This is a genomic window from Streptomyces sp. NPDC025833, assembly GCF_055558055.1.
The window spans coordinates 42,880-66,255 of the sequence record NZ_JBVHNF010000004.1 but is presented as its reverse complement, the minus strand read 5'-3'; the positions used below and the strand labels follow the sequence as shown (position 1 = coordinate 66,255).

22 protein-coding genes and 1 tRNA gene are annotated in these 23,376 nt (G+C 73.2%); 9 read left to right on the top strand and 14 right to left on the bottom strand.

What is annotated here, in order from left to right:
• Positions 1-30: 30 nt before the first annotated feature.
• On the top strand, positions 31-579 hold the full coding sequence (locus tag ACZ4K2_RS07740; protein WP_467470598.1) for a DUF501 domain-containing protein: 549 nt from the start codon (positions 31-33) through the stop codon (positions 577-579).
• A complete protein-coding gene (locus ACZ4K2_RS07735) occupies positions 576-1,517 on the top strand; it encodes a Ppx/GppA phosphatase family protein (RefSeq protein WP_467470596.1) in 942 nt (313 codons plus the stop codon). Before ACZ4K2_RS07740 ends, ACZ4K2_RS07735 begins: the two co-directional genes overlap by 4 nt.
• 4 nt (positions 1,518-1,521) lie before the next feature.
• Here the strand turns inward: ACZ4K2_RS07735 and ACZ4K2_RS07730 are convergent, their stop codons facing one another.
• Positions 1,522-1,791 (bottom strand): type II toxin-antitoxin system RelE family toxin, encoded by a 270-nt coding sequence (locus ACZ4K2_RS07730; RefSeq protein WP_467470595.1) that lies wholly within the window; start codon positions 1,789-1,791, stop codon positions 1,522-1,524.
• Entirely contained in the window at positions 1,788-2,060 is a 273-nt protein-coding gene (locus ACZ4K2_RS07725; RefSeq protein ID WP_467470593.1) for a type II toxin-antitoxin system Phd/YefM family antitoxin, read from the bottom strand. Before ACZ4K2_RS07725 ends, ACZ4K2_RS07730 begins: the two co-directional genes overlap by 4 nt.
• Before the next feature lie 572 nt (positions 2,061-2,632).
• Here ACZ4K2_RS07725 and ACZ4K2_RS07720 point away from each other — a divergent pair.
• Both ACZ4K2_RS07720 and ACZ4K2_RS07715 read left to right on the top strand, forming a co-directional pair.
• The gene (locus ACZ4K2_RS07720) at positions 2,633-4,012 is read left to right on the top strand and encodes an NAD(P)/FAD-dependent oxidoreductase (protein WP_467470591.1); all 1,380 of its coding nucleotides are present in this window, start codon (positions 2,633-2,635) and stop codon (positions 4,010-4,012) included.
• A 200-nt stretch (positions 4,013-4,212) separates the two neighbouring features.
• On the top strand, positions 4,213-5,505 hold the full coding sequence (locus tag ACZ4K2_RS07715; RefSeq protein WP_467470589.1) for a class I SAM-dependent methyltransferase: 1,293 nt from the start codon (positions 4,213-4,215) through the stop codon (positions 5,503-5,505).
• Positions 5,506-5,593: 88 nt separating this feature from the next.
• Here ACZ4K2_RS07715 and ACZ4K2_RS07710 read toward each other — a convergent pair whose 3' ends face one another.
• A complete protein-coding gene (locus ACZ4K2_RS07710; protein ID WP_467470587.1) occupies positions 5,594-8,122 on the bottom strand; it encodes an ABC transporter permease in 2,529 nt (842 codons plus the stop codon).
• On the bottom strand, positions 8,122-8,892 hold the full coding sequence (locus ACZ4K2_RS07705) for an ABC transporter ATP-binding protein (protein ID WP_467470585.1): 771 nt from the start codon (positions 8,890-8,892) through the stop codon (positions 8,122-8,124). Before ACZ4K2_RS07705 ends, ACZ4K2_RS07710 begins: the two co-directional genes overlap by 1 nt.
• A 415-nt stretch (positions 8,893-9,307) precedes the next feature.
• On the opposite strand from ACZ4K2_RS07705, the gene ACZ4K2_RS07700 reads away from it, so the two are divergent.
• A tRNA-Leu gene (locus ACZ4K2_RS07700) sits at positions 9,308-9,391 on the top strand.
• A gap of 326 nt (positions 9,392-9,717) precedes the next feature.
• Positions 9,718-10,572 (top strand): Bax inhibitor-1/YccA family protein, encoded by an 855-nt coding sequence (locus tag ACZ4K2_RS07695; protein ID WP_467470584.1) that lies wholly within the window; start codon positions 9,718-9,720, stop codon positions 10,570-10,572.
• A 75-nt stretch (positions 10,573-10,647) separates the two neighbouring features.
• On the opposite strand, the gene ACZ4K2_RS07690 is transcribed toward ACZ4K2_RS07695, so the two are convergent.
• Complete coding sequence (locus tag ACZ4K2_RS07690; RefSeq protein WP_467470582.1) at positions 10,648-10,878, bottom strand: DUF4287 domain-containing protein; 231 nt, start codon at positions 10,876-10,878, stop codon at positions 10,648-10,650.
• Positions 10,879-10,977: 99 nt separating this feature from the next.
• On the opposite strand from ACZ4K2_RS07690, the gene ACZ4K2_RS07685 reads away from it, so the two are divergent.
• Positions 10,978-11,289 carry a hypothetical protein gene (locus ACZ4K2_RS07685; RefSeq protein ID WP_467470580.1) on the top strand — a complete coding sequence of 104 codons (312 nt, stop codon included), beginning with the start codon at positions 10,978-10,980 and terminating at the stop codon, positions 11,287-11,289.
• A gap of 46 nt (positions 11,290-11,335) precedes the next feature.
• Here ACZ4K2_RS07685 and ACZ4K2_RS07680 read toward each other — a convergent pair whose 3' ends face one another.
• The 3 genes from ACZ4K2_RS07680 to ACZ4K2_RS07670 form a co-directional block, all read right to left on the bottom strand.
• Positions 11,336-12,118: a hypothetical protein gene (locus ACZ4K2_RS07680; RefSeq protein WP_467470578.1), complete on the bottom strand. Its 783-nt coding sequence runs from the start codon at positions 12,116-12,118 to the stop codon at positions 11,336-11,338.
• Positions 12,119-12,400: 282 nt separating this feature from the next.
• Positions 12,401-13,618, bottom strand: coding sequence for an acetyl-CoA C-acetyltransferase (locus tag ACZ4K2_RS07675; RefSeq protein WP_467470576.1), 1,218 nt, complete (start codon positions 13,616-13,618; stop codon positions 12,401-12,403).
• Between the two features lie 141 nt (positions 13,619-13,759).
• Positions 13,760-14,779 (bottom strand): SGNH/GDSL hydrolase family protein, encoded by a 1,020-nt coding sequence (locus tag ACZ4K2_RS07670; RefSeq protein WP_467470573.1) that lies wholly within the window; start codon positions 14,777-14,779, stop codon positions 13,760-13,762.
• Between the two features lie 159 nt (positions 14,780-14,938).
• Between ACZ4K2_RS07670 and ACZ4K2_RS07665 the strand changes: the two genes are divergently transcribed.
• Positions 14,939-16,330, top strand: coding sequence for a cystathionine beta-synthase (locus ACZ4K2_RS07665; protein ID WP_467470571.1), 1,392 nt, complete (start codon positions 14,939-14,941; stop codon positions 16,328-16,330).
• Positions 16,331-17,160: 830 nt separating this feature from the next.
• Here the strand turns inward: ACZ4K2_RS07665 and ACZ4K2_RS07660 are convergent.
• Positions 17,161-18,588: a purine-cytosine permease family protein gene (locus tag ACZ4K2_RS07660; RefSeq protein ID WP_467470569.1), complete on the bottom strand. Its 1,428-nt coding sequence runs from the start codon at positions 18,586-18,588 to the stop codon at positions 17,161-17,163.
• A gap of 129 nt (positions 18,589-18,717) precedes the next feature.
• Between ACZ4K2_RS07660 and ACZ4K2_RS07655 the strand changes: the two genes are divergently transcribed.
• The gene (locus ACZ4K2_RS07655; RefSeq protein WP_467470567.1) at positions 18,718-19,560 is read left to right on the top strand and encodes a MurR/RpiR family transcriptional regulator; all 843 of its coding nucleotides are present in this window, start codon (positions 18,718-18,720) and stop codon (positions 19,558-19,560) included.
• Between the two features lie 103 nt (positions 19,561-19,663).
• On the opposite strand, the gene ACZ4K2_RS07650 is transcribed toward ACZ4K2_RS07655, so the two are convergent.
• The 5 genes from ACZ4K2_RS07650 to ACZ4K2_RS07630 all read right to left on the bottom strand — a co-directional run bounded on the left by ACZ4K2_RS07650 (position 19,664) and on the right by ACZ4K2_RS07630 (position 23,357).
• Positions 19,664-20,038, bottom strand: a complete 375-nt coding sequence (locus ACZ4K2_RS07650; RefSeq protein ID WP_467470565.1) for a roadblock/LC7 domain-containing protein — start codon at positions 20,036-20,038, stop codon at positions 19,664-19,666.
• Positions 20,039-20,058: 20 nt separating this feature from the next.
• Positions 20,059-20,571: a roadblock/LC7 domain-containing protein gene (locus ACZ4K2_RS07645; RefSeq protein WP_467470563.1), complete on the bottom strand. Its 513-nt coding sequence runs from the start codon at positions 20,569-20,571 to the stop codon at positions 20,059-20,061.
• Positions 20,572-20,602: 31 nt separating this feature from the next.
• Positions 20,603-21,424, bottom strand: a complete 822-nt coding sequence (locus ACZ4K2_RS07640) for a transcriptional regulator (RefSeq protein WP_467470562.1) — start codon at positions 21,422-21,424, stop codon at positions 20,603-20,605.
• Positions 21,421-21,804 (bottom strand): roadblock/LC7 domain-containing protein, encoded by a 384-nt coding sequence (locus ACZ4K2_RS07635; RefSeq protein WP_467470560.1) that lies wholly within the window; start codon positions 21,802-21,804, stop codon positions 21,421-21,423. The genes ACZ4K2_RS07640 and ACZ4K2_RS07635 overlap by 4 nt, the downstream gene beginning before the upstream one ends.
• 179 nt (positions 21,805-21,983) lie before the next feature.
• On the bottom strand, positions 21,984-23,357 hold the full coding sequence (locus ACZ4K2_RS07630; RefSeq protein ID WP_467471233.1) for a type III PLP-dependent enzyme domain-containing protein: 1,374 nt from the start codon (positions 23,355-23,357) through the stop codon (positions 21,984-21,986).
• Positions 23,358-23,376 lie beyond the last annotated feature (19 nt).

Below are 23,376 nucleotides of genomic sequence, written 5' to 3'. Positions count from 1 at the left end.
AACCGACAGAAAGCCAGTCTGAAAGCAGTCATGCAAACGCCCCCGCCGCCCACTCCGCGCACCGAGCCCACCGACGCGGACGTCGAGGCATTCAAGCAGCAGCTGGGCCGCCCGCCGCGGGGCCTGAGGGCCATCGCGCACCGCTGCCCGTGCGGTCAGCCGGACGTCGTGGAGACGGCGCCGCGCCTGCCCGACGGCACGCCCTTCCCGACGACGTACTACCTGACGTGCCCGCGCGCCGCCTCGGCGATCGGCACGCTGGAGGCGAACGGCGTCATGAAGGAGATGACCGAGCGGCTGGCCGCCGACCCCGAGCTGGCCGCCGCCTACCGGGCCGCGCACGAGGACTACATCCGGCGCCGGGACGAGATCGAGGTCCTGGCGGGCTTCCCCAGCGCGGGCGGCATGCCGGACCGCGTGAAGTGCCTGCACGTGCTGGTCGCCCACTCGCTGGCCGCCGGACCGGGTGTGAACCCGCTCGGCGACGAGGCCGTCGCGATGCTGCCCGAGTGGTGGGCCAAGGGGCCGTGCGTGAGCCCGGCCGGACCCGCCGAGCCCGTGGAGGGGGACGCCGAATGACCCGGGTCGCCGCCGTCGACTGCGGTACGAACTCCATCCGGCTCCTGGTCGCCGACGCGGACCCCGCGACCGGTGAACTCGTCGACCTGGACCGGCGCATGACGATCGTGCGGCTCGGCCAGGGCGTCGACCGTACCGGCCGGCTCGCCCCCGAGGCGCTGGAGCGGACCTTCGCGGCCTGCCGCGAGTACGCGGAGGTCATCAAGGAGCACGGCGCCGAGAGGCTTCGCTTCGTCGCCACCTCCGCCTCCCGCGACGCCGAGAACCGGGACGAGTTCGTCCGCGGCGTCGTGGACATCCTGGGCGTCGAGCCCGAGGTCATCACCGGTGACCAGGAGGCCGAGTTCTCCTTCACCGGCGCCACCCGGGAGCTGGCCGGACGCGACGACCTCACCAGGCCGTACCTGGTCGTGGACATCGGCGGCGGCTCCACGGAGTTCGTCGTCGGCGACGACCGGGTGCGGGCCGCGCGCTCCGTGGACGTCGGCTGCGTGCGGATGACGGAACGTCACCTGGTGCGGGACGGCAAGGTGAGCGACCCGCCCGCCGAGGAGCGGATCGCCGCCATGCGGGCCGACATCGAGGCCGCGCTGGACCTCGCGGAGCAGACGGTCCCGCTGCGCGAGGCGCACACCCTGGTGGGTCTCGCCGGCTCGGTCACCACCGTGTCCGCGATCGCCAAGGACCTGCCGGAGTACGACTCCGCGCGCATCCACCACTCGCGCGTCTCGCACGACCGCGTCCGGGAGATCACCCACCGGCTGCTGGGCGCCACCCACGCCGAGCGCGCCCGCATCCCGTCCCTGCACCCGGGCCGGGTCGACGTCATCGGCGCGGGCGCCCTCGTCCTCCTGGCGATCATGGAACGGATCGGCGCCGAGGAGGTCGTCGTCAGCGAGCACGACATCCTCGACGGCATCGGCTGGTCCCTGGCCTGACCGCCTACAGGTCGCGGCAGACGTCGCGCCGGTCGCCCACCTTGACGACGAGAACGACGAGTTCACCGTCGTTGATCTGGTAGGCGACCCGGTAGCTTCCGACCCGGAGCCGGTAGAGGCCGGACGGGCCGGTGAGCTTCCTGACGTCGGTGTCCTGGCGGTACGGGTCGTCGCCGAGCGCGGTCAGCGCGGTCAGGACGCGCATGGCGTCGGGCCGGCTGATGGCCCGGAGCTGCCGCTGCGCCGCCGAGGTGAACCGGAAGGCGTACTTCACGGCGCTTCGCCGTCGTGCTCGGTGAACAGATCCGCCAGCAGTTCCGCCATCGTCACGGTGGGACCGCCCTCGGCCAGGACCGCTTCGGCTTCGCGCGCCAACATCACGTCGGCCGCTTCCTCCAGCGCCTCGAAGTCCGCGATCGGAACCACGGCCGCCACCGGAGCGCCGTTGCGCGTGATGACGGTCGGAACGCCTTCCTCGGCCCGGTTGATGTGGTCGGCGAGGTGCGCGCGGGCTTCCCGTACGGTCACGGTGTTCTCAGTCATGAGATGAGTGTACGCATTCACGTGTACACGTGGTCCGGCTCGGGGAGTCGCGTTCGCGGGCGATCCTCGACGGCATCGGCCGGTCTCCGGCCTGACCGTCGTGAACAGGTCCGCCGGCGGTGCTTCCCGACCTGTTGTTACCGGCCGGTAGCCATCGGTTGAGCAGGTCGGACGGCGTCTGAGCGCAGTTTTGGGGGGTGTGAAGGGTCTCTGGGCTGCGGTCCGTCGGGAAAGTTCGTGAAGTTCTTCACAAGAGATTCCGTCCCGGCCGGCCGGGAAAAGGGGCCGATCGGCCCTTCCGGGGGGTCCTGGACCGTTTGAACATGTTCAGACGATGGGCGCGAGGAGGGCCCGGGAGGGGGCGCTGCGGACGTTTCGGGGGGTGCCCGGCACCCCCCGAGGAGCCCAGAGGAGCAGCTCACGCGGCCTTGACAACGGGTCAGAACACCCCGCGGTTCCCGTCGGGCGGCATGACCTGCGTCACGTGAGTCGCGGAGGATAGCACAGGCCCCACCGAACCTTGTGAAGGGGCGCACGAGCCCCCCTGTCGAGGCGGGTGGATACTCGATGCCATGAGCACCACGGAGCGTCCCAGGATCCTCGTAGTAGGCGGTGGGTACGTAGGCCTGTACGCAGCTCGGCGCATCCTCAAGAAGATGCGCTACGGCGAGGCGACCGTCACGGTCGTCGACCCCCGGTCGTACATGACCTACCAGCCCTTCCTCCCCGAAGCCGCCGCCGGCAACATCTCCCCTCGCCACGTCGTCGTCCCGCTGCGACGCGTGCTGCCGAAGGCGGAGGTCCTCACCGGCCGGGTCACCACCATCGACCAGGACCGCAAGGTCGCCACGATCGCCCCGCTGGTGGGCGAGGCGTACGAGCTGCCCTTCGACTACCTGGTCATAGCCATGGGCGCGGTGTCCCGCACCTTCCCGATCCCCGGCCTCGCCGAGCAGGGCATCGGCATGAAGGGCATCGAGGAGTCCATCGGCCTGCGCAACCACGTCCTGGAGCAGCTGGACAAGGCCGACTCCACGACCGACGAGGAACTGCGCCGCAAGGCCCTCACCTTCGTCTTCATCGGTGGCGGCTTCGCGGGCGCGGAGACCATCGGCGAGGTCGAGGACATGGCCCGGGACGCGGCCAAGTACTACAAGAACGTGTCCCGCGAGGACATGCGCTTCATCCTCGTCGACGCCGCCGACAAGATCCTCCCCGAGGTCGGGCCCAAGCTCGGCCAGTACGGCAAGGAGCACCTGGAGAGCCGCGGCGTGGAGATCTACCTCTCCACCTCGATGGACTCCTGCGTCGACGGCCACGTGGTGCTGAAGAACGGACTGGAGGTCGACGCGAACACGATCGTGTGGACCGCCGGCGTCAAGCCGAACCCGGCCCTGTCCCGCTTCGGTCTGCCGCTCGGCCCGCGCGGCCACGTCGACTGCGAGCCCACGCTCCAGGTCAAGGGCACGGACTACATCTGGGCCGCCGGCGACAACGCCCAGGTCCCGGACCTCGTCGGCCGCAAGGCGGGCAACGAGAACGCCTGGTGCCCGCCGAACGCCCAGCACGCGCTGCGCCAGGCCAGGGCCCTCGGCGACAACGTGGTCTCCGGCATGCGGGGCTTCCCGCAGAAGGAGTACGAGCACGCCAACAAGGGTGCGGTCGCCGGTCTCGGCCTGCACAAGGGCGTGGCGATGATCGTCATGGGCAAGATGAAGATCAAGCTCAAGGGCCGCCTCGCCTGGTACATGCACCGCGGCTACCACGGCATGGCGATGCCGACCTGGAACCGCAAGATCCGCGTCTTCGCCGACTGGACGCTCGGCATGTTCCTCAAGCGCGAGGTCGTCTCCCTGGGCGCCATGGAGAACCCCCGCGAGGAGTTCTACGAGGCCGCCAAGCCGGCGCCGGTCGCCGCCGCCAAGACCGAGGAGAAGGCCAAGGCCTCCTGACCCTCCGGGTCGCCCGAAGCAGGTCGAAGGACCTCCCGCCATCCGTGGTGCGGGAGGTCCTTCGGCGTTTGCGGACACCGCCCCGATGACCCATCCAGCTGTTTTGCCCACCCGTGACTTCATTGCGGGACTGTGCCGGGGGCCCGGTGGTGTTTACGTGGTGAACGGCATCCGGGATCGACGTCTTGGAGGTGTGCGCCATGGCCGACGCCGCGACGCGGCTGAGGAGTCTTGCCGAGCAGTTGCTGGGAGCCCCGCTCCCGGTGCGGGTGAGGGCCTGGGACGGTTCCCAGGCCGGGCCGCCGGACGCGCCGGCGCTCGTCGTGCGCAACCGCCGCGCACTGCGCCGCATACTCTTCAAACCCGGTGAACTGGGCCTCGCCCGCGCCTGGGTGGCGGGCGACCTGGACATCGAGGGCGACCTGTACACCGCGCTCGACGCGATGGCGGGCCTCGTCTGGGAGCGCGGCGAGGACGCGCGCGGCCTCGTCGACGCGGTGCGCGACCCGGCCGTCCGGGCCGCCGCCCGCGACCTGCTGCGGCTGGCCGGCCCGCCGATCCCGCCCGCCCCGCCGCGCGAGGAGGCGCGCAGACCCCGCCGGAACCTGCACACCCGCCACACCGACAGACGGGCCATCAGCCACCACTACGACGTCGGCAACGACTTCTACGAGATCGTCCTCGGCCCCTCCATGGTGTACTCCTGCGCCTACTGGGAGGACGCCGGCACCCTGGAGTCCGCCCAGCGCGACAAACTGGCACTGGTCTGCGCCAAGCTGGGCCTGCGGGAGGGGCAGCGGCTGCTGGACGTCGGCTGCGGCTGGGGCTCCATGGCCGTCCACGCGGCCCGCGAGCACGGGGTGCGCGTCCTCGGGGTCACGCTGTCCCAGGAACAGGCGGCGTACGCCCGCAAACGCGTCGCCGAGGAGGGGCTGACCGACCGGGTGGAGATCCGCGTCCAGGACTACCGGGACGTCACGGACGGCCCCTTCGACGCGATCTCCTCCATCGGCATGGCCGAGCACGTCGGCGCCGAACGGTACCTGGAGTACGCGCGCCACCTGCACGGCCTGCTGAAGCCCGGCGGCCGGCTGCTCAACCACCAGATCGCCCGCCGCCCGCGCCGCGACGAGTCGGGGTACGCGGTCGACGCGTTCATCGACGCCTACGTCTTCCCCGACGGCGAACTCGCCCCCGTCGGCACCACCGTCACCCAGTTGGAGCGCGCCGGCTTCGAGGTCCGGGACGTGGAGGCCCTCCGCGAGCACTACGCCCGCACCCTGCGGCACTGGGTGACCCGACTGGAGGCCGACTGGGACCGCGCGGTCCGGCTCACCAGCCCCGGCCGGGCCCGCGTCTGGCGCCTCTACATGGCCGCCTCCGCGCTCGCCTTCGAGCAGAACCGCATCGGCGTCAACCAGGTCCTGGCGGTCCGCACCCCGGAGTCCGGCGCCTCCGGGCTCGCGCTGCGGCCCCGCACCTGGCACGGCTGACGGGCCGTCACCGCACCGGTACGGCCGAAGGGGCCTCGCGATCGCGAGGCCCCTTCGCGCGGGCCGTCCGGGCGGTACGGGCCCGCCGCTACTCGGCCTTGATGGCCGACAGCATGTTCAGCCGGGCCGCGCGCCGGGCCGGCCACAGCGCGGCCAGCACCCCGACCACGCCCGCCAGCAGCAGGAACAGCGCGATCCGGCCCCACGGCAGCACCAGTTCGTACGTCGGCATCCTGGTGCCCAGCAGCTCACCGGCCGCCCAGCCGAAGAACACGCCGAGACCGATGCCCAGCACACCGCCGAACAGGGAGATCACCAGGGACTCCAGGCGGACCATCCGCTTGACCGCCCGGCGGTCCAGGCCGATCGCCCGGAGCATGCCGATCTCCTGCGCCCGCTCGAAGACGGACATCGCCAGCGTGTTGATGACGCCGAGCACCGCGACGATCACCGCCATGCCGAGCAGGCCGTAGACCATGTTCAGCATCAGCGTGAACATCTGCGCGATCTCGCGGGAGATGTCGTCCTTGTCCTGGACCTTGACCGCCGGGTTGCGGCCGAGCGCCTTCTCCAGGGCGTCCTTGGCGGAGTCGGTGGCGCCGTCCGCCGTCTTCACCATGACCTGCATGTCCGCCGGGCGGTCCAGGTGCGGGGTGAGGACCGCGTCGTCGAGGATGATGCCGTTGAGCATCTCGTTGCCCTCGTACACCCCCGCGACCGTCAGCCGCTGCGCCTTGCCGTCCTCGAAGTGCGCGGTGAACCGCGAACCGGCCGTCCAGCCATACGACTTGGCGCGGTCCTCGTCGACGACGACGCGCGTGCCGCCCACGGTGAAGGAGCCGTCGGTCACCTTCAGGTCCGTCAGCTTGGCGATCGCCGCACCGTCGACGCCGGTCAGGTACTCGGTCTCGCCGTCGACGCGGGACTCGCCGTTGCGCAGCGGGCTGCTCGCGGTGACCCCCTCGGCGGTGGCGAGCTTGCGCGCCACGTCGGGGGAGAGCGGGCCGCGGTTGGCCATGGAGACGACGTAGTCGGCGCGGATCGCGGAGCTGGCCATCCGGTCGATGGACGTCTGGAGGCTGCCGGCCATCACCGTCATCCCGGTGATCAGGGTGAGCCCGATCATCAGCGCGGAGGCGGTGGCCGCCGTGCGGCGCGGGTTGCGCACGGAGTTCTGCCGGGCCAGCTTGCCCGCCACCCCGAAGGCGCGCAGCACCGGTGCGGCGGCGGCGATCAGCGGACGGGACAGCAGCGGGGTCAGCACGAACACGCCGACGAGGAGCAGCACCGCGCCGAGGCCCAGCGCGGCCTGGCCGTCGTCGGTGCCCATCCGGGTGCCGGCGAGGACCGTGGCGACGCCGGCCGCCGCGAACAGCGAGCCGAGCGTGTTGCGCAGCACCAGCGACTTGGCGGTCGCCTTGGCGTGCACGCTGCTCATGGCGGCCACCGGCGGGATCTTCGCGGCCCGGCGGCCGGGCAGCCACGCGGCCAGCATGGTGATGAGGACGCCGACGGCCAGGGCGGTCGCCACCGTGCCGGGGGTGATCACCAGCGGTCCCTCGGGCAGTCCGGCGCCGAAGGAGCCCAGCAGGGAGCGCAGCCCCGCGCCGATGCCGATGCCGGCGGCCAGACCGGTCACGCCGGCGACCGCGCCGACCGCGAACGCCTCGACGAGCACCGAACGGGTGACCTGGCGGCGGGAGGCGCCGACCGCGCGCAGCAGGGCCAGTTCCCGGGTGCGTTGGGCGACCAGCATGGTGAAGGTGTTGGCGATGATGAACGTGCCGACGAACAGGGCGATGCCGGCGAAGACCAGCAGGGACTGCTTCATGCCGCTCATCGACGAGGCGATCGCCCGCGCCTGGTCGTCGGCGAGCTGCCGGCCCGTGGTGGTCCGCACGAGCTTCGCGGGCAGGGCCTTGTCCAGCTCGGCCTTGAGCCGCGCCTGTCCGGTGCCGGCCGCGGCCCGCACGTCGATCTCGTCGTAGGCGCCCTTCTTGCCGAACAGGGCCTGCGCGGTCGGCGTGTCGAACAGGGTGAGGCTGCCGCCCGCGGCGACGTTGCCGTCGTCGGTGGTGAAGATGCCGCTGACGGTCGGGGTGAGGACCGGCCCGTCGACGGAGAGGCGCACGGTGTCGCCGACCCGGTAGCCGGCGCGCCGCGCGGTCTCGGAGTCGATCGCCACCTCGTCGGCGCCGCGCGGGGCGCGGCCGGAGACCAGGGGGTAGCGGGGGTCCCGCGTGCCCCAGTAGTTGCCGCCGGTGGACTGCCAGTCGCCGCCGACGAGTTTGCCGTCCTTGCCGGCCAGGGCGGTGAAGCCGGAGACGACACCGGTGGCGGAGGCGGCGCCGGGGACCTTCGCGGCCCTGTCGAGCAGGGCCTGGGTCAGCTCGGGGGCCTTGCCGACCCGGTTGCCCGCGGAGTCCTGGTACTCGGGGCGGACGGCGACGTCCACCCGCTCGAAGCCCTTGGCGGAGCTCTTCTGGTAGGCGTCGGAGATGGTGTTGGTGAAGACCAGGGTCCCGGAGACGAACGCCACGCCGAGCATGACGGCGAGCACGGTCATCAGGAGCCGGGCCTTGTGCGCGAGGACGTTGCGCAGTGCGGTGCGGAGCATCAGCTGGTCCGGCCCTTCGCGTCGAACTGCTTCATGAGGTCGAGCACGGAGTCGGCGGTGGGGCCGTACAACTCGTCGACGATCCGGCCGTCGGCGAGGAAGACCACCCGGTCCGCGTAGGCGGCGGCCACCGGGTCGTGGGTCACCATGACCACCGTCTGGCCCAGCTCGCGCACGGAGTTGCGCAGGAAGCCGAGCACCTCGGCGCCGGAGCGGGAGTCCAGGTTGCCGGTGGGCTCGTCGCCGAAGACGATGTCGGGCCGGGAGGCGAGGGCCCGGGCGACCGCCACGCGCTGCTGCTGGCCGCCGGAGAGCTGGGAGGGCCGGTGGCCGAGCCGCCCGGACAGGCCCACCATCTGGATGACCTGGTCCAGCCACGCCTTGTCGGGCTTCCGCCCGGCGATGTCCATGGGCAGGGTGATGTTCTCCAGCGCGGTCAGCGTCGGCAGCAGGTTGAACGCCTGGAAGATGAAGCCGATCTTGTCCCGGCGCAACCTGGTGAGCTGCTTGTCCTTCAGCTTGCCCAGTTCGGTGTCGCCGATCAGGACCGACCCGGAGGAGAAGGTGTCCAGGCCCGCCACGCAGTGCATCAGCGTGGACTTGCCGGAGCCGGACGGCCCCATGATCGCGGTGAACTCGGCCTGCCGGAAGTCCACCGAGACCCGGTCCAGGGCGACCACCCGGGTCTCACCCTGCCCGTAGATCTTCGACAGCTCCGTGGCGCGTGCGGCCACGGCGGTGGTCCGGCCAGCGGTGGGTGTGGTGGTCACGGGGAGGCGCTCCTGTCGGGAGGACGTGTGTTCTGGGGACTCGTCCATCGTCCCGGCGCGAAGCGCTCGCGGAGTCAGTCGCTGTTCCGGTTCCCGGGGGCGACTGGGGTCGGACGGGAGGCCGTCCTGTCATACCTGGGGAGGACGGCCGACCCCGAGGGGACGGGGTGGCGGCCGGGCAATCGGTGACGTGTCCAAGAACCGGTGGGCCGCCCTCGTTCCGCCGGTGAAATTCCGTCATTCCACGTACACGCGCGTACCCGTCCCGGCAGGCTGTTGGCACGTGCGGACGGCGCATTCCTCCGGCTGATGCACCCTCAGACGTCAATAAAATAAGACAACATCGGTCCACCCGCCCGCTGTTCGGGGGATGGGTCCCGATAGGGTCGGAATCTCGTTGCGGAGCCCATGGCCTGCCCGGATGGTGGAATGCAGACACGGCGAGCTTAAACCTCGCTGCCCCTTCGCGGGCGTGCCGGTTCGAGTCCGGCTCCGGGCACCTTCCTCCGCGCGTCACCCCCTTCGAGAGCGCCCCGCGGCCATGGCCGCGGGGCGCTCCGCCGTTGCCGCCGGGCCCGCCGGAGCGGGTCCGCCGGCCCGCCGCCCGCGCGGTCCGCCCGCACCGCCGCCGCCCCGCGCCCCGGGCGCCACCGCCCGACACGGCCGCACCCGGTCGGCCGCGTGTCCATGGCCGGGAATCGGACGCGCGCGTAGCGTGTTGCCCAGCACGGCAGGGGGAAGATCCTCCTCAGGTATCATGGTCGATCCTTTGCCAATCCATTACTCTTGAGCCAAGACTGCGCTCGGCAGTCATGGAGGAGTGAAATGAGGAGCAGTAACCCGGTCTTCTCGCGACGGGGGTTCAGCCGCGACAACGGCTACGCCGGCTTCAACACCGCACCGCAGGCCGGGTCCGCACAGGGCAACCCGTACGCGCAGAACCCCTACGCGCAGAACCCCTACGCACCGGCTGACGTCGGCGCCCCGCCGCAGGCCCCGGCCACCGCGGACCGCATGACGATGGACGACGTCGTCGTCCGTTCGGCCCTCACGCTGGGCACGGTCGCCGTCGGCGCCGTCCTCGCCTGGGCGCTGCTGCCGGTCTCGGGAACCAGCTACGGCCTGGCCGTCGGCGCGGCCCTGGTCGCGTTCGTCCTGGCGATGGTCCAGAGCTTCAAGCGCACCCCGTCGCCCGCGCTCATCCTCGGGTACGCGGCCTTCGAGGGCGTTTTCCTGGGCGTCTTCAGCGAGATGTTCAACAGCCGGTGGAGCGGCGCGCCGTTCCAGGCGGTGCTCGGCACCATGGCGGTCTCGGGCGCGACGCTGCTGGTCTACAAGGCCGGCTGGATCCGCGTCACCGCCCGCTACGCCCGCATCGGTCTCGCCATCGCGGTGGCCTTCATGGTCGTCATGGCGGTCAACCTGCTGCTGGTCGCCTTCGGCGTCGCCGAGGACGGCGGACTGCGCAGCTTCGGACCGCTCGGCGCGATCGTCGGCATCATCGCGATCCTGCTCGGCGCGTTCTTCCTGACCCTCGACTTCAAGCAGATCGAGGACGGCATCGCCTACGGCGCCCCGCGCAACGAGTCCTGGCTCGCCGCGTTCGGTCTCACCATGACCCTGGTGTGGATCTACGTGGAGATGCTGCGGCTGGTGGCGATCTTCAGCAGCAGCGACTAGCGACCAGCGACCGCGCCGGCCGCTGAGCCGGCCGGCTGCCGGGCCCCGGGCGTCACGTCCGGGGCCCTTCGGCGTTCAGGGCAGCCTGCGGGCCGCCCTCCTCAGGTCGTACTCGTGCACGATCGCCTTGGCGTGGCCGTACGCCAGGTCGTACTCGTGCCGGAGCCAGCTGACCTTCTCCTCGAAGCGGAAGAGCGCCGGGCCTTCCTCGACGGTGCGCAGCCAGTCGGAGACCTCACGACCGGTGCAGTGCGGGATGCGTGCCAGCAGATTGCGGTGGGTCTCCTCGGAGAAGACGTGGGACATCGGCGCCTCCGAACGCAAAGGGGATGTGAGCCGGTCCTTCACGTCACCGTGCCTGAGCGTTCGCGTATTGGCAACAGTGCGGCGCGTTACGCTCGGCGGGTGGTTGATACGACGCCTTTGACCCAAGCAGTGGAGCACTTCGCGGACCGGCTGCGCGCGGCTCCGCAGAGCCGGCTCCAGCGGAGCGCCGCCGCGGCGGCCCTGGCTCTGGCCAGGGAACTGGCCCGGTGGACCCAGGCCGTCGAGGAGCCGGGGACCGAGCCCCGGGAGATGCCGGACGCGGGGATGTTCGCGGTGGCCGACCAGATCCTGGTGGCCGCGCACGACCTGGCGCTCGTGCTGCGCGAGGACGCGGAGGTCGCCGAGGCGGTGCGCCTGGTGGAGGAGGCCCGGTCGCGGGCGGGGGTGTGAGGCCCGGCCGGCCGGGGGACGCCCGGCGGCCCGTTCCGGGGCGTGCTCAGAGGGACGCGATGACCCGGTCGGCCAGGATGTAGACCATCTCCTCGCCGCACGCGAACGTCAGCGTGTACGCGCCGGAGATGCCCGAGCCGCCCAGCAGGTACGGGGACTCGCCCGACTCCACCGCCGCCGCGAGGCGTTCCGCCGTCTCGCGGTGGCCCGGGGTCATGCACAGGGTCGTGCCGTCGGCGAAGACGTAGACGTCGAGCGTGCCCAGCGGGCCGGGGCGGACGTCGGAGAGTTCGACGCACCCGGTGGCCAGCTGCTCCAGGGCGGTCACCGTGCGCTCGTGGTCGTTCACGGCCGGGGACTGCACGGGCACGAAGTCCGGGTGGGAGGGGTGGCGCCGGCGGGCCGCGGCCAGCTCGGCGGAGTCCCCGGGGAACTCGTCGGTGTCGGCGGCCGGCTCGGACACCGGCTCCAGGCCCGCGAAGTCCGCCTGCCGGGGCAGGAACAGATCGGCCTCGGGCAGCCCGAACAGCGAGGGCGTGTCCGATGCGTCCCGCGCCTCCTGCGCCGCCCAGAAGGCGCGCGCCTCGGCCAGCTCGCGCTCCCGCTCCTCGGCGAGCGCCTCCGCCACGGCCGTGCGTATCCGGTCCGCGTCGGCCGCGCCGCGCGCGTGCGGCAGCAGGGCGTGCGCGGTGGCGGACCGCTCCTCGTCGAGCCGGAGCTGGAGCTCCGTGAGCTGGCGGCGCAGCCTGAGAACGGTGCGCAGGACGGCGACCCCCACGGCGCCGGTGGCTGCCGTGGTGAGCAGCAGGGCGATCGGCATGGCGCTCACTGACGTACTCCCGGTTCAAGTCGACCCCCGACTTACTACATCAGCTTGAAGGGCGGACTAACCAACTGTCAGTGCGTAACGTCACGAAACGGACAGAAGTTTCTGTTCCGGGTGGCGCCGTGCTCCGGGTTGTTCCGCGTTGACCTGCGTCGATGTGCCCGGCGAGCGAGATAGGTCACATCATGGGGGAGATTGGATCACGGAAAGGCCCGGCGCCCCGGTGTTCCCCGAGGTCCGGGCCCTTCCGCGACGTCACGTGCGTGACCCGCCACGGACGGTGTGTCAGCTCAGGCGCTCGATGACCATCGCCATGCCCTGGCCGCCGCCGACGCACATCGTCTCCAGGCCGAACTGCTTGTCGTGCCACTGGAGCGAGTTGATGAGCGTGCCGGTGATCCGGGCGCCCGTCATGCCGAAGGGGTGGCCGACGGCGATGGCGCCGCCGTTGACGTTCAGCTTGTCGAGGTCGATGCCGAGGTCCCGGTAGGAGGGGATCACCTGGGCGGCGAACGCCTCGTTGATCTCGACCAGGTCGATGTCGTCGATGGTCAGCCCGGCGCGCCGCAGCGCCTGCCGGCTGGCCTCGACCGGGCCGAGGCCCATGATCTCGGGCGAGAGGCCGGAGACGCCGGTGGACACGATCCGGGCCAGCGGGGTCAGCCCCAGCTCGCGGGCCTTGGTGTCGGACATGATGACGAGCGCGGCGGCGCCGTCGTTGAGCGGGCAGCAGTTGCCGGCGGTGACCAGGCCGTCCGGGCGGAAGACCGGCTTCAGCCCGGCCACGCCCTCCAGGGTGACCCCGGCCCGGGGGCCGTCGTCCTTGCTCACCACCGTGCCGTCGGGGAGGGTCACCGGGGTGATCTCGCGCTCCCAGAAGCCGTTCTTGACGGCCTCCTCGGCGAGGTTCTGGGAGCGGACGCCGAATTCGTCCATGTCCTGGCGGGTGACGCCCTTGGCGCGGGCGAGGTTCTCGGCGGTCTGGCCCATCGCGATGTAGGGGTCGGGCAGCAGGCCGTCCTCGCGCGGGTCGTGCCAGTCCGAGCCCTCCGACGCGGCCACGGCCTTGGTGCGGGCCTCGGCCTCGGCGAACAGCGGGTTGCGGGCGCTCGGCATGTCGGAGCTGCCGCCCGCGTAGCGGGAGACCATCTCGACGCCGGCCGAGACGAAGACGTCGCCTTCGCCGGCCTTGATGGCGTGCAGCGCCATGCGGGAGGTCTGGAGGGAGGAGGAGCAGTAGCGGGTGATCGTGCAGCCCGGCAGGTGGTCCATGCCCATCTGCACGGCGACGATCCGGCCGAGGTTGTGGCCCTGCTCGCCGCCGGGGAGGCCGCAGCCGAGCATCAGGTCGTCGATGTCCCGCGGGTCCAGCTCGGGGACCTTGGCGAGCGCCGCCTGGACGATCGTGGCGGTCAGGTCGTCGGGGCGCAGGTCCTTCAGGGAGCCCTTGTTCGCGCGGCCGATGGGGGAGCGGGCGGTCGAGACGATGACGGCTTCGGGCATCACGGCTCCAGAGGCAGGAAGAGGGCAGGTCCGGTTGGGAAGTTACCCGGCCGTACGGGAGAGTTCATCGGTGTCGGCGTGTGACACTGACCGCACTGTACTAAGCGCTTGCTTGCTGAGCCTCGGGCGGTCCGCGGGCGGTCAGAGGGACGGGGCCGCCGGCTCGGCCTCCGGCACCCGGCGCCGGCGCCGGCGCTTGAGCAGGGCCCAGGGCCCGCGCGGGCCCGTCGGCATCGCCGCCGTGACCTCCGTGCCGGCCTCCGACGCGGCCTCGGCCGCGGCGCGGGCGACCGGCAGGAAGCCCTCGCGGCGGGACACGTCCGGCCCCTCCTCCTCCGCCGGCCACAGGCCCAGCGCCGCGCACACCGTGGGGAGCACGGCCATCGCCGCCGTCGCGTAGCCCTCGGCCGAGGGGTGGTAGTTGTCCGGCCCGAACAGCTCGCGCGGGTTCGCCGCGAACTCGGGGCCCAGCAGGTCGCCCAGCGACACCGTGCGCCCGCCCTGCTCCACCGCGCCGATCGTCTGGGCCGCCGCGAGCTGCCGGGACGCCCGCCGGGCCAGCCAGCGCAGCGGCTGCTGCACCGGCTCGATCGTGCCGAGGTCGGGGCAGGTGCCGACGACCACCTCGGCGCCTGCCGTGCGCAGCCGCCGTACCGCCGCCGACAGGTACCGCACCGAGCGGGTCGGCGGCATCCGGTGGGTCACGTCGTTCGCGCCGATCATGATCACGCAGATGTCGGGGACGGGGCGGGCGGCGGACAGCACCAGCGCCACCTGGCGGTCCAGGTCGTCGGACTGCGCCCCCGGCAGCGCCACGTTCCGCAGCTCCACCGGGTGCTCCGCCACCGCCGCCAGCCCCGAGGCCAGCAGCGCCCCCGGCGTCTGCCCCGACCGGTGCACGCCCTGCCCCGCCGCCGTGGAGTCGCCGAGCATGGTCAGGCGCAGGGGCGGATCGCCGGGCGTGTCGTACGTGTGCCCGTACACCCCGTCGGCCACCGGCACCCGGCCGCCGGTGCCGTTGCCCACGTGCCGCCGGGCCAGCCGCACCTCCGCCAGCACCAGACCGACGGCCGCCGCGCCGACCAGTCCCACCCCGCCACCGCCGTACGCCGCCCCGGCCGCGATCCGCCGGGCCACCCTCGCCCTCGACATGCTCGTCATGCGCCGCCGCCACCTCCTCGTAGCCGTACCCACTCCTTGCCCCGTACGGGGCGTGCGTCAATCTCGACGGGGAGTGAACGGCCGCCCGGGCCGCGCGGCGGGGCCGTAGGCTGGCGACACCACTACGAACACATCTTTTTGCAGCGACCGGAGACAACGGTGCGATTCCACGACTCGATGATCAGCCTCGTCGGCGACACCCCGCTGGTGCGGCTCAACAACGTGACCAAGGGCATCCGGGCGACCGTCCTCGCCAAGGTGGAGTACTTCAACCCCGGCGGCTCCGTGAAGGACCGCATCGCCCTGCGCATGATCGAGGCCGCCGAGGAGAGCGGGGAACTGCGGCCGGGCGGCACCATCGTGGAGCCGACGAGTGGGAACACCGGTGTCGGTCTCGCCATCGTGGCCCAGCAGAAGGGCTACAAGTGCGTCTTCGTGTGCCCCGACAAGGTGAGCACCGACAAGATCAACGTGCTGCGCGCGTACGGCGCCGAGGTCGTGGTGTGCCCGACCGCCGTGGACCCCGAGCACCCGGACTCGTACTACAACGTCTCCGACCGCCTGGTCCGTGAGACCCCGGGCGCCTGGAAGCCGGACCAGTACTCCAACCCCAACAACCCCCTCTCGCACTATCACTCCACCGGCCCCGAGCTGTGGGAGCAGACCGAGGGGCGGATCACCCACTTCGTGGCGGGCGTCGGCACCGGCGGCACCATCTCCGGCACCGGCAACTACCTCAAGGAGGCCAGCCAGGGGAAGGTCAAGGTCATCGGCGCCGACCCCGAGGGCTCGGTGTACTCCGGCGGGTCCGGGCGGCCGTACCTGATCGAGGGCGTGGGTGAGGACTTCTGGCCGACCGCCTACGACCGCACCGTGGCGGACGAGATCGTGGCCGTGTCCGACAAGGACGCCTTCCAGATGACGCGCCGGCTGGCCAAGGAGGAGGGCCTGCTGGTGGGCGGCTCCTGCGGCATGGCCGTCGTGGCCGCGCTGGAGGTCGCCGAGCGGCTCGGCGAGGACGACGTCGTGGTGGTGCTGCTGCCGGACAGCGGCCGCGGCTACCTCTCGAAGATCTTCAACGACGAGTGGATGGCCGACTACGGCTTCCTGGAGGACGAGGGCCCGAGCGCCCGCGTCGGCGACGTCCTGAGCGACAAGGCGGGCGGCGCCATCCCGTCCCTGGTGCACATGCACCCCGAGGAGACGGTCGGCGAGGCCATCGAGGTGCTGCGCGAGTACGGCGTCTCGCAGATGCCGGTCGTGAAGCCGGGCGCCGGTCACCCGGACGTGATGGCCGCCGAGGTCGTCGGCTCCGTGGTCGAACGGGAGCTGCTGGACGCCCTGTTCAGCAAGCGCGCCTCGCTGGAGGACCCGCTGGAGAAGCACATGTGCGCCCCGCTGCCGCAGGTCGGCTCCGGCGAGCCGGTCGCCGACCTGATGCAGGTGCTGGGCACGGCGGACGCCGCGATCGTCCTCGTCGAGGGCAAGCCGACCGGTGTGGTCAGCCGCCAGGACCTGCTGGCCTTCCTCGCCAAGGGCGGCGCCAGGTAGCGCTCCGCCCGGCGGGCGCGCGGGGGCGGGGTTCGCGGAAGTGGTACGCGCGTGTCACGTGCGCGCAGCACCCGCTTAACACGGGACCGGCACAGTGGTGGTGTCGGCAGGGGCGGCGGGGACGCCTCCCGGGGCACCACGCCCCGGGGCTGCTCACCACCCGGGCCGGCGCCGATCGGCGTCACGGACCTCCGGAGCGGCTCCCGGACCTCCAGGGACGCCACGGACGCGCAGCCCGGCCCTGAGCCGGCCCGCGTCCCCCGCGGGGGCCGCCGTCGTCCCGGCCCCCGGCGACGGGGGTGCGGCGGTCCCCGCGCACGTCTCCTCCCGCTCCGCCCGGCCCCCGGCCGGCCTCGGCCCACGGGGCAGCCGCTGCTCCGGGCACCCGGCGGCTCCCTGTACGGCGCCCGGCCTGTGCCACAGGGGGCCGCTGTCCGCTGCGGCGGGGTCGCGCCTCCCGCGGCCGCTGCCCGGCAGGGCGCCCGCTCCACCACCCGGTGCGCCCGGTCCCGCTGTGCGCGCCACGGTCGTCCGGCCCGGGAACGCCGGGACCGCGGGTGTCTCGTACGGCCGGCTCGCGGCCGGATGTCGCGCCCGCCGCGCGCCGAACGCGTGTGCCGCGGTCTCGTGCCCGGCCGGAGCCGGGCGGAGGATCCCGCTCCCGGGCGGCGGTCCGGCGTTCCGCGCGCCCGGCCCGGAGTCGTCGGGCCACCGGCCCCGGCCGGCCGCCGGGCCGCGCGCCGTGCCGTCGAGCGGAACCGCGGGCCGGGGTGCGACCACGCGCGGCGGAGGGCCGGGGTCCCGCGCCCCCGTGTGCGGGGCCGGCGGGGTCAGTGGGCGGCGGGGTGGCCGGAGGGGGCGGTGACCGGCTCCGGGGCGGCGGGCCCGGTTCCCTGGTCCGGGGCACGGGTGCCGCGGCGCGCGACCAGCAGGTACAGCAGCGCGGGCACGGCCAGGCCGACGATCCAGGAGATGTCCGCGCCGCCCAGCGGGGCCACCAGCGGGCCGGTGTAGAAGCTCGTGGCGAGGAACGGAAGCTGGGCGAGGAGCCCGGCCGCGTAGACGGCGAGGGCGTCCCAGCGCCAGGCGCCGTAGCGGCCGTGCGGGTCGTTGAGGGCGGCCAGGTCGTACCGCTCCTTGGAGATCAGGTAGTAGTCCACCAGGTTGATCGCCGACCAGGGCGTGAAGAACGTCAGCAGGAACAGCAGGAAGTCCTTGAACGAGGCGAGGAAGCTGTCCTTGCCCAGCAGGGCGACCGCGGTGCCGGCCACCATGACCAGCGCGATGTACGCGGCGCGGCCCGCCCGGGAGAGCTCCCGCTGCCCGCGGAAACCGCTCACGCCGGTCACCATCGACATGAAGCCGCCGTAGGTGTTGAGGACGTTGACGGTGAGCTTGCCGAGCGCGATGACGAAGTACAGGAAGGACGCGACGAGTCCGGTGCCGCCGAGGGCGACGACGTAGCCGACCTGGCTGTCCAGGAACTTCTCGCCGGCCGTGGCCGCGACCAGCACCCCGAACGTCATCGACCACTGCGAGCCGAGCGCCGAGCCGGCCAGGGTCCACCCGAAGGTGGCCTTCGCGGACGTCGTGCGGGGCAGGTAGCGGGAGTAGTCCGCCACGTACGGTCCGAAGGCGAGCTGCCAGGACGCCGACAGGGACACCGCCAGCAGGAACACCGGCAGCGAGAAGTGCGCGTCGTGCAGCAGCGCCGAGGTGTCGGCGCGGTCCAGGAGCCGGACGGCGAGGTACACGAAGGCGAGCGCGCAGATCACGCTCGCGACGCGGCCGAGCGCGTGGACGACCCGGTAGCCGACGGTCGCCATGACCGCGGTGACGGCGGCGAAGACGACGATGCCGGTCGTGTCGTCCGTGTGCGTCAGCTCGCCCACCGCCTGCCCCGCGAGGACGCTGCCGGACGCGAAGAAGCCGACGTACATCACGACCACCAGCAGCAGCGGTACGGCCGCCCCGCGCACCCCGAACTGGGCCCGCGACTGGATCATCTGCGGCAGGCCCAGGCGCGGACCCTGGGCGGAGTGCAGGGCCATCACCGCGCCGCCGAGCAGGTTGCCGAGCAGCAGACCGGTGACCGACCAGACCACGTCGCCGCCGAAGACGACCGCCAGGGCTCCCGTGACGACGGCCGTGATCTGGAGGTTCGCCCCCAGCCAGAGGGTGAACTGACTGAAGGCGGTGCCGTGCCGCTCCTCGTCCGGGACGACGTCGATGGAGCGCCGTTCCACGAGCTGTGCCATGCGTACTCCCCACACTGCGCTGTATAACGGTATGCAGGGAGACACTGTCTGAATAGAAGACCGGTGTTTGTCAATGCCCCGGCGCTGTACTCTCCCGGGGCGGCGGGAGATCCGGAGGGGGAGAACGCCATGAGCGAGAACGACAGCCCTGCGAACCGGTTGCAGGCGCTCTTCGAGGGCCACCGGCTCACGCCGACCCAGCGCCGCATCGCGCACAGCATGGTGCGCCGGGCCGCCGACGTGCCCTTCCTGTCCAGCGTGGAGCTGGCCGAACTGGCGGGCGTCAGCCAGCCGTCGGTGACCCGGTTCGCGGTCGCCCTCGGCTTCGACGGCTACCCCGCCCTGCGCAAGCACCTGCGCGAGGTCGTCCCCGCCGAACCGGCCGCCGGGGCCGGTGCCTACAACGAGTACCAGCAGGCCGTCGAGGCCGAGATCGAGAACCTCCGGCACCTGGCCGAGCTGCTCGCGGACCCGCGTCCGGTGCAGCGGGCCGGGCGGATCCTCGCCGCCTCCCGCCCGCTGCCGGTCCTCGGGCTGCGCGCCGCCGCCTCCCAGGCGTACGGCTTCGCCTACTTCGCCGCCAAGGTGCACCCGGACGTCCGGCTGCTGCACGAGGGCGGCACGATGATCCAGGACCGGATCGACGCCGCGGTCCGCGCGGGCGCCACCGCCCTGCTCTGCTTCGCGCTGCCCCGGCACCCCCGGGAGGTCGTGGACACCCTCGCCTACGCCAGGGACGCCGGGCTGAGCGTCGTCACGGTCGCCGACTCGGCGTTCGCCCCGGTCGCCAAGCACTCCGACCTGCTGCTGCCGGCCGCCGTCGGCACCGGGCTGGCCTTCGACACCGCCTGCGCGCCGATGCTGCTCGGCCGGGTGCTGCTGGAGGCGCTCTGCGACGACCTGCCGGACGCGCAGGCCCGCCTGGAGGAGTTCGACGCGGGCGCCGCGGCCCGCGGCCTGTTCGTCGAGTGACCCGGCCGCGGCCCTCCCGCGCCACCCGTCCCGCGTGCCGCCGCCGGCGGCGCGGCCCCGCGCGGAGTCCGTCGCCGTACCGCGGCGGGCGGGCGGGCCGCCGTCAGACCTCCAGCTCGGCCTCGATCCGCTTGAGCTGGTGCCGGGCCATCGCCAGGTTGGCCCGGTCGGAGTCCAGGACCAGGTAGAGGAACAGGCCGTTGCCGCCGCGGCTGCTCAGCAGGCGGATCAGGTGGTACTGGTCCGACAGGGTGATGAGGATGTCCTCGATGCCGCCCTTGAGGCCCAGCATCTCCATCGTGCGCATCTTGGCGCGGATGACGTCGGTGTTGCCGGCGGCGGCCACGTTCAGGTCGAAGGTCTTGCTGCCGCCCATCGTGCCCAGCGCCATGCCGCTGGTGTAGTCGACGAGTGCGACGCCGGTGGCGCCCTCGATGGTGGTGAGGGCTTCCTTCAGCGCGGTCTCGGTGTTGGCCATGGCGGGTCCTCCCGGAAGGTTCAGCTGTCGGTTGCGGTGCGCGCGTCGGCGCTCGTGGTGCGGGTCGTACGGGTCGTACGGGTACGGACCGGCGGGCTGGCGCCGGCGGCGCCCGGGGCCCGGCCCGGCGGGCGGGCGGCCCGGGCGTCGGCCTCGGCGGCGTCCAGCAGCTCCCCGATGCGGGCGCCGGCCCGGCGGCCCTCCAGGTGCAGCCGGCCGACGTTGACCGGGTCCTGGGCGAGCAGTGTCAGGACGGCGGTGCGGCCGGCCGCGTAGCCGGCGACGTAGCCGCGCTCGCCGCGCACCAGCAGTTCCCTGAAGGCCCCGTGCCCGGTGGTGTCGCTCACCCGCACGGCGACGCCGAGCGCGGCGGCGGTGAGCGCGGCCAGGCCCTCCGGGTCGGCGCCGGGGGTGTCGTGGGCGACGACGAGACCGTCGACGCCGGCCGCGAGGGCGCCGGTCAGCTGCGGCACCCGGGTGCGCAGCCGGTGCAGCTCGTCCAGCACGGCGCGCAGGTCGTCGTCGGCCACCATCGGGTCTCTCCTCTCGGCGGGGCGGTGCCGTTCAAAGCGCCTCCAGCGCATCCCTGAGCCTCTTCAGCAGCGCGATGTCGGGGCCGGTGGTGACCACCGGGTGGTGCGGGAGCGGGGCGGGCGGCGGCGTGGGTGCCGGGGCCGCCGTCATGATGTGTCCGGCGGCGGTGAGCCGGCGGACGTCGACCAGCGTGTGGAAGGCCTGCCGGCCCAGGTCCCGGGCGATGTCGGCGGCCGTGCGGCGGCCGTCGACGCGGTCCAGCACGGCCCGCTGCCGGGGGGTGACGGGCGCGCCCGGGGTGCGGCCGGCGGCCGGAGCGGCGCGGAGCAGCGGGGCGCCGTCGGCGGCCGGGTCGGGCCACAGCCGGTGCAGCAGCAGCCGGCGGCGCAGCGTCTCGCGTTCCAGCGCGACGACCGGCACCGAGGGCAGCGGGCCGAGCCGGGGCGCGGGGTCGTACCGGAAGCGGCCCGGGGTGCCGCTCGGCGCCAGCGCGAAGTACCCGGCGTCGTACAGCGCGTCCAGGTGGCACAGCTCCAGCGCGCCGGTGGGCAGCACCCCGGAGCGCAGCAGCAGCTCGGCCGCGTGCGGCGGGCCGGGGCTCTGCGCCGCGGCCCGCTGCCAGGCGGCCCCCGCCAGCGTGCCGTGGGCCGTCAGGAGCACGTCGAGGCCGGGGGCGTGGGGGCTCTCGGCGTGCACCACCCGGCCCTCGGCGAGGTGCAGGACGCCGTGTTCGCGGACCAGGACGCCGGTGGCCCGCTCCTCGGCCAGCCGGGTCAGCATCGGGGAGACCGCGTGCGCCGTCCGCCTGTCCCGGACCGGGAGGGCGGGCGGAGGGGTCCGCAGGGCGGTCATCCCAGCACCAGCCGGGAGGCCGTCTCGCCGAGCCGGATGCGGGCGAGGGCCAGGTTGCCCTCCTCGCGGCCGAGCCAGAGGTGCAGGAAGACGCTGCTGTCGAAGGACGTGTCCACGAAGCGCAGCAGGTGGTAGCTGTCGCCGTTGCTGATGATCACGTCCTCGACCGGGGCCGGCCGGTCACCGTGCGCGGCGAAGGTGCCGTGCTCGGCGGCCATCCGGGCCAGTTCGGCGGCCTCGGCCGCGGACGTCTCGTGGTCACCGCCGGGGGCCTCCCCGACCGTGCCGAGGGCCAGTCCGCTCGTCCAGTCCACCAACGCCGCTCCCCGGGCACCCGGCAGCCGCATCGCTTCCAACAGGCACTCGTCGATTCCGGGCACCGTGGCTCCCCTCCCGCCTGGGACTCCGGCTGAGTGACGCCGACACTACGCATCGTGTGCGCGGGGAGTGAGGCCTTCGGCATTTTCCTCCGGTACATGCCCCGGGCATACTAGGGTTGCTCAACTGACGTGTGTGGAACGGCCGTTGATCCGTCCGGCCGGGTCCCGGCGGGGGTGTCTCAACGGTCCTCGGGCAGGTCCAGGGCGGTGAGCGCGCCGGCGTGTGCCCCGCCGGACTCCGCCACCACCTCGGCGACGGTCTGCGCCGTCCGCACGGTCGCGAAGGCGACGCCCCCGCGGCCGTCCGGCGCGTAGCCGTGGACGCCCGGCCGGGCGAGGGAGTTGTAGGCGTAGTGGTGGGCGAAACAGTACGCGCCGGTGTCCAGCGCCGCCGCGTAGTCGCCCGGTTCCAGCACGGGCAGCGTCCGCCCCTCGGCGAGCAGGTCGCCGGAGAAGCAGGCCGGCCCGGCGACGTCCTGCTCCGCCTGCGGCCCGGTCTTCGGCCGCCCCCCGGCGTCGTACGCGGCGATCCGCAGCGGCCAGGCGCCCGGCGCGTACACCGTCCGCGTCGCCACCTGCACGCCCGCGTGCGTCACCGCGATCCGCCGGCCGCCCGCGCTCTTGGTGTACTCCACCCGGGCCACCACCGTCCCCTGCTCGGCCAGCAGCGACCGCCCGAACTCGGTGACCAGCCCGTACCGCCCGTCGAACAGCCCCGGCACCTCGGCGGCCAGCAGCCGCGCGTACCGGGCGTACGACGGCGCCGTCCCCTCCGAGGCGAAGTTCACCGGCAGCCCGCCGCCGATGTCGACCGTGTCGACCTGCCGCCGCCCGGCGGCGGCGTTGATCTCCTCGGCGAGCGCGTACACCTCCGCCACCCCCCGGGCCAGCAGCGGCAGCGGGACGCCCTGGGAGCCGGTGTGCGCGTGCAGCCGGGTCAGCCACGGCCGTCGCGCGTACGCCCGGACGACCCAGGCGCGCGCCCCCTCGTCGCGCAGCGCCACCCCGAACTTCGAGGTCCGCGTCGCCGTCGAGGTCGCGCCGATCGCGCCGCCGCCGATCTGCGGGTTGACCCGGACGCCGATCGGGGACCGGGTCGGCGCGGACCCGGCCAGGGTGTCCAGGCGGGCCAGTTCCTGGGGGTTGTCCGCGTTCACGGCGATGCCGAGGGCGAGTGCCTCGCGCAGCTCCGCCGGGGTCTTGGCCGGCGAGTCCAGCACCGTCCGGGCGGGCGGCACCCCGGCGGCCCGGGCCAGCGCCAGCTCGCCGGGGCTCGCCACCTCGGCGCCGATGCCCGCCTCGTGCAGCAGCCGCAGGACCGGCACCAGCGGGGTCGCCTTCACGGCGAAGGCGTGCAGCACCGGGGTGCCGGGCGCGGTGACCGCGGCGAAGGCCGCCCGCAGGTCCGCCGCCGCCCGCCGGATGCCGACGACGTCCAGCAGCCCCACCACGGCCGTGTCCGGCCCCAGCAGCCCCTGCTCGACCGCGGCCCGCACCGCCCGGTCGCGGCGGGCGGCGCGCTCCCGCGCCTCGTCCGCCGTGTCGCCCGCCATGGCATCCGCCGTGTCGTCC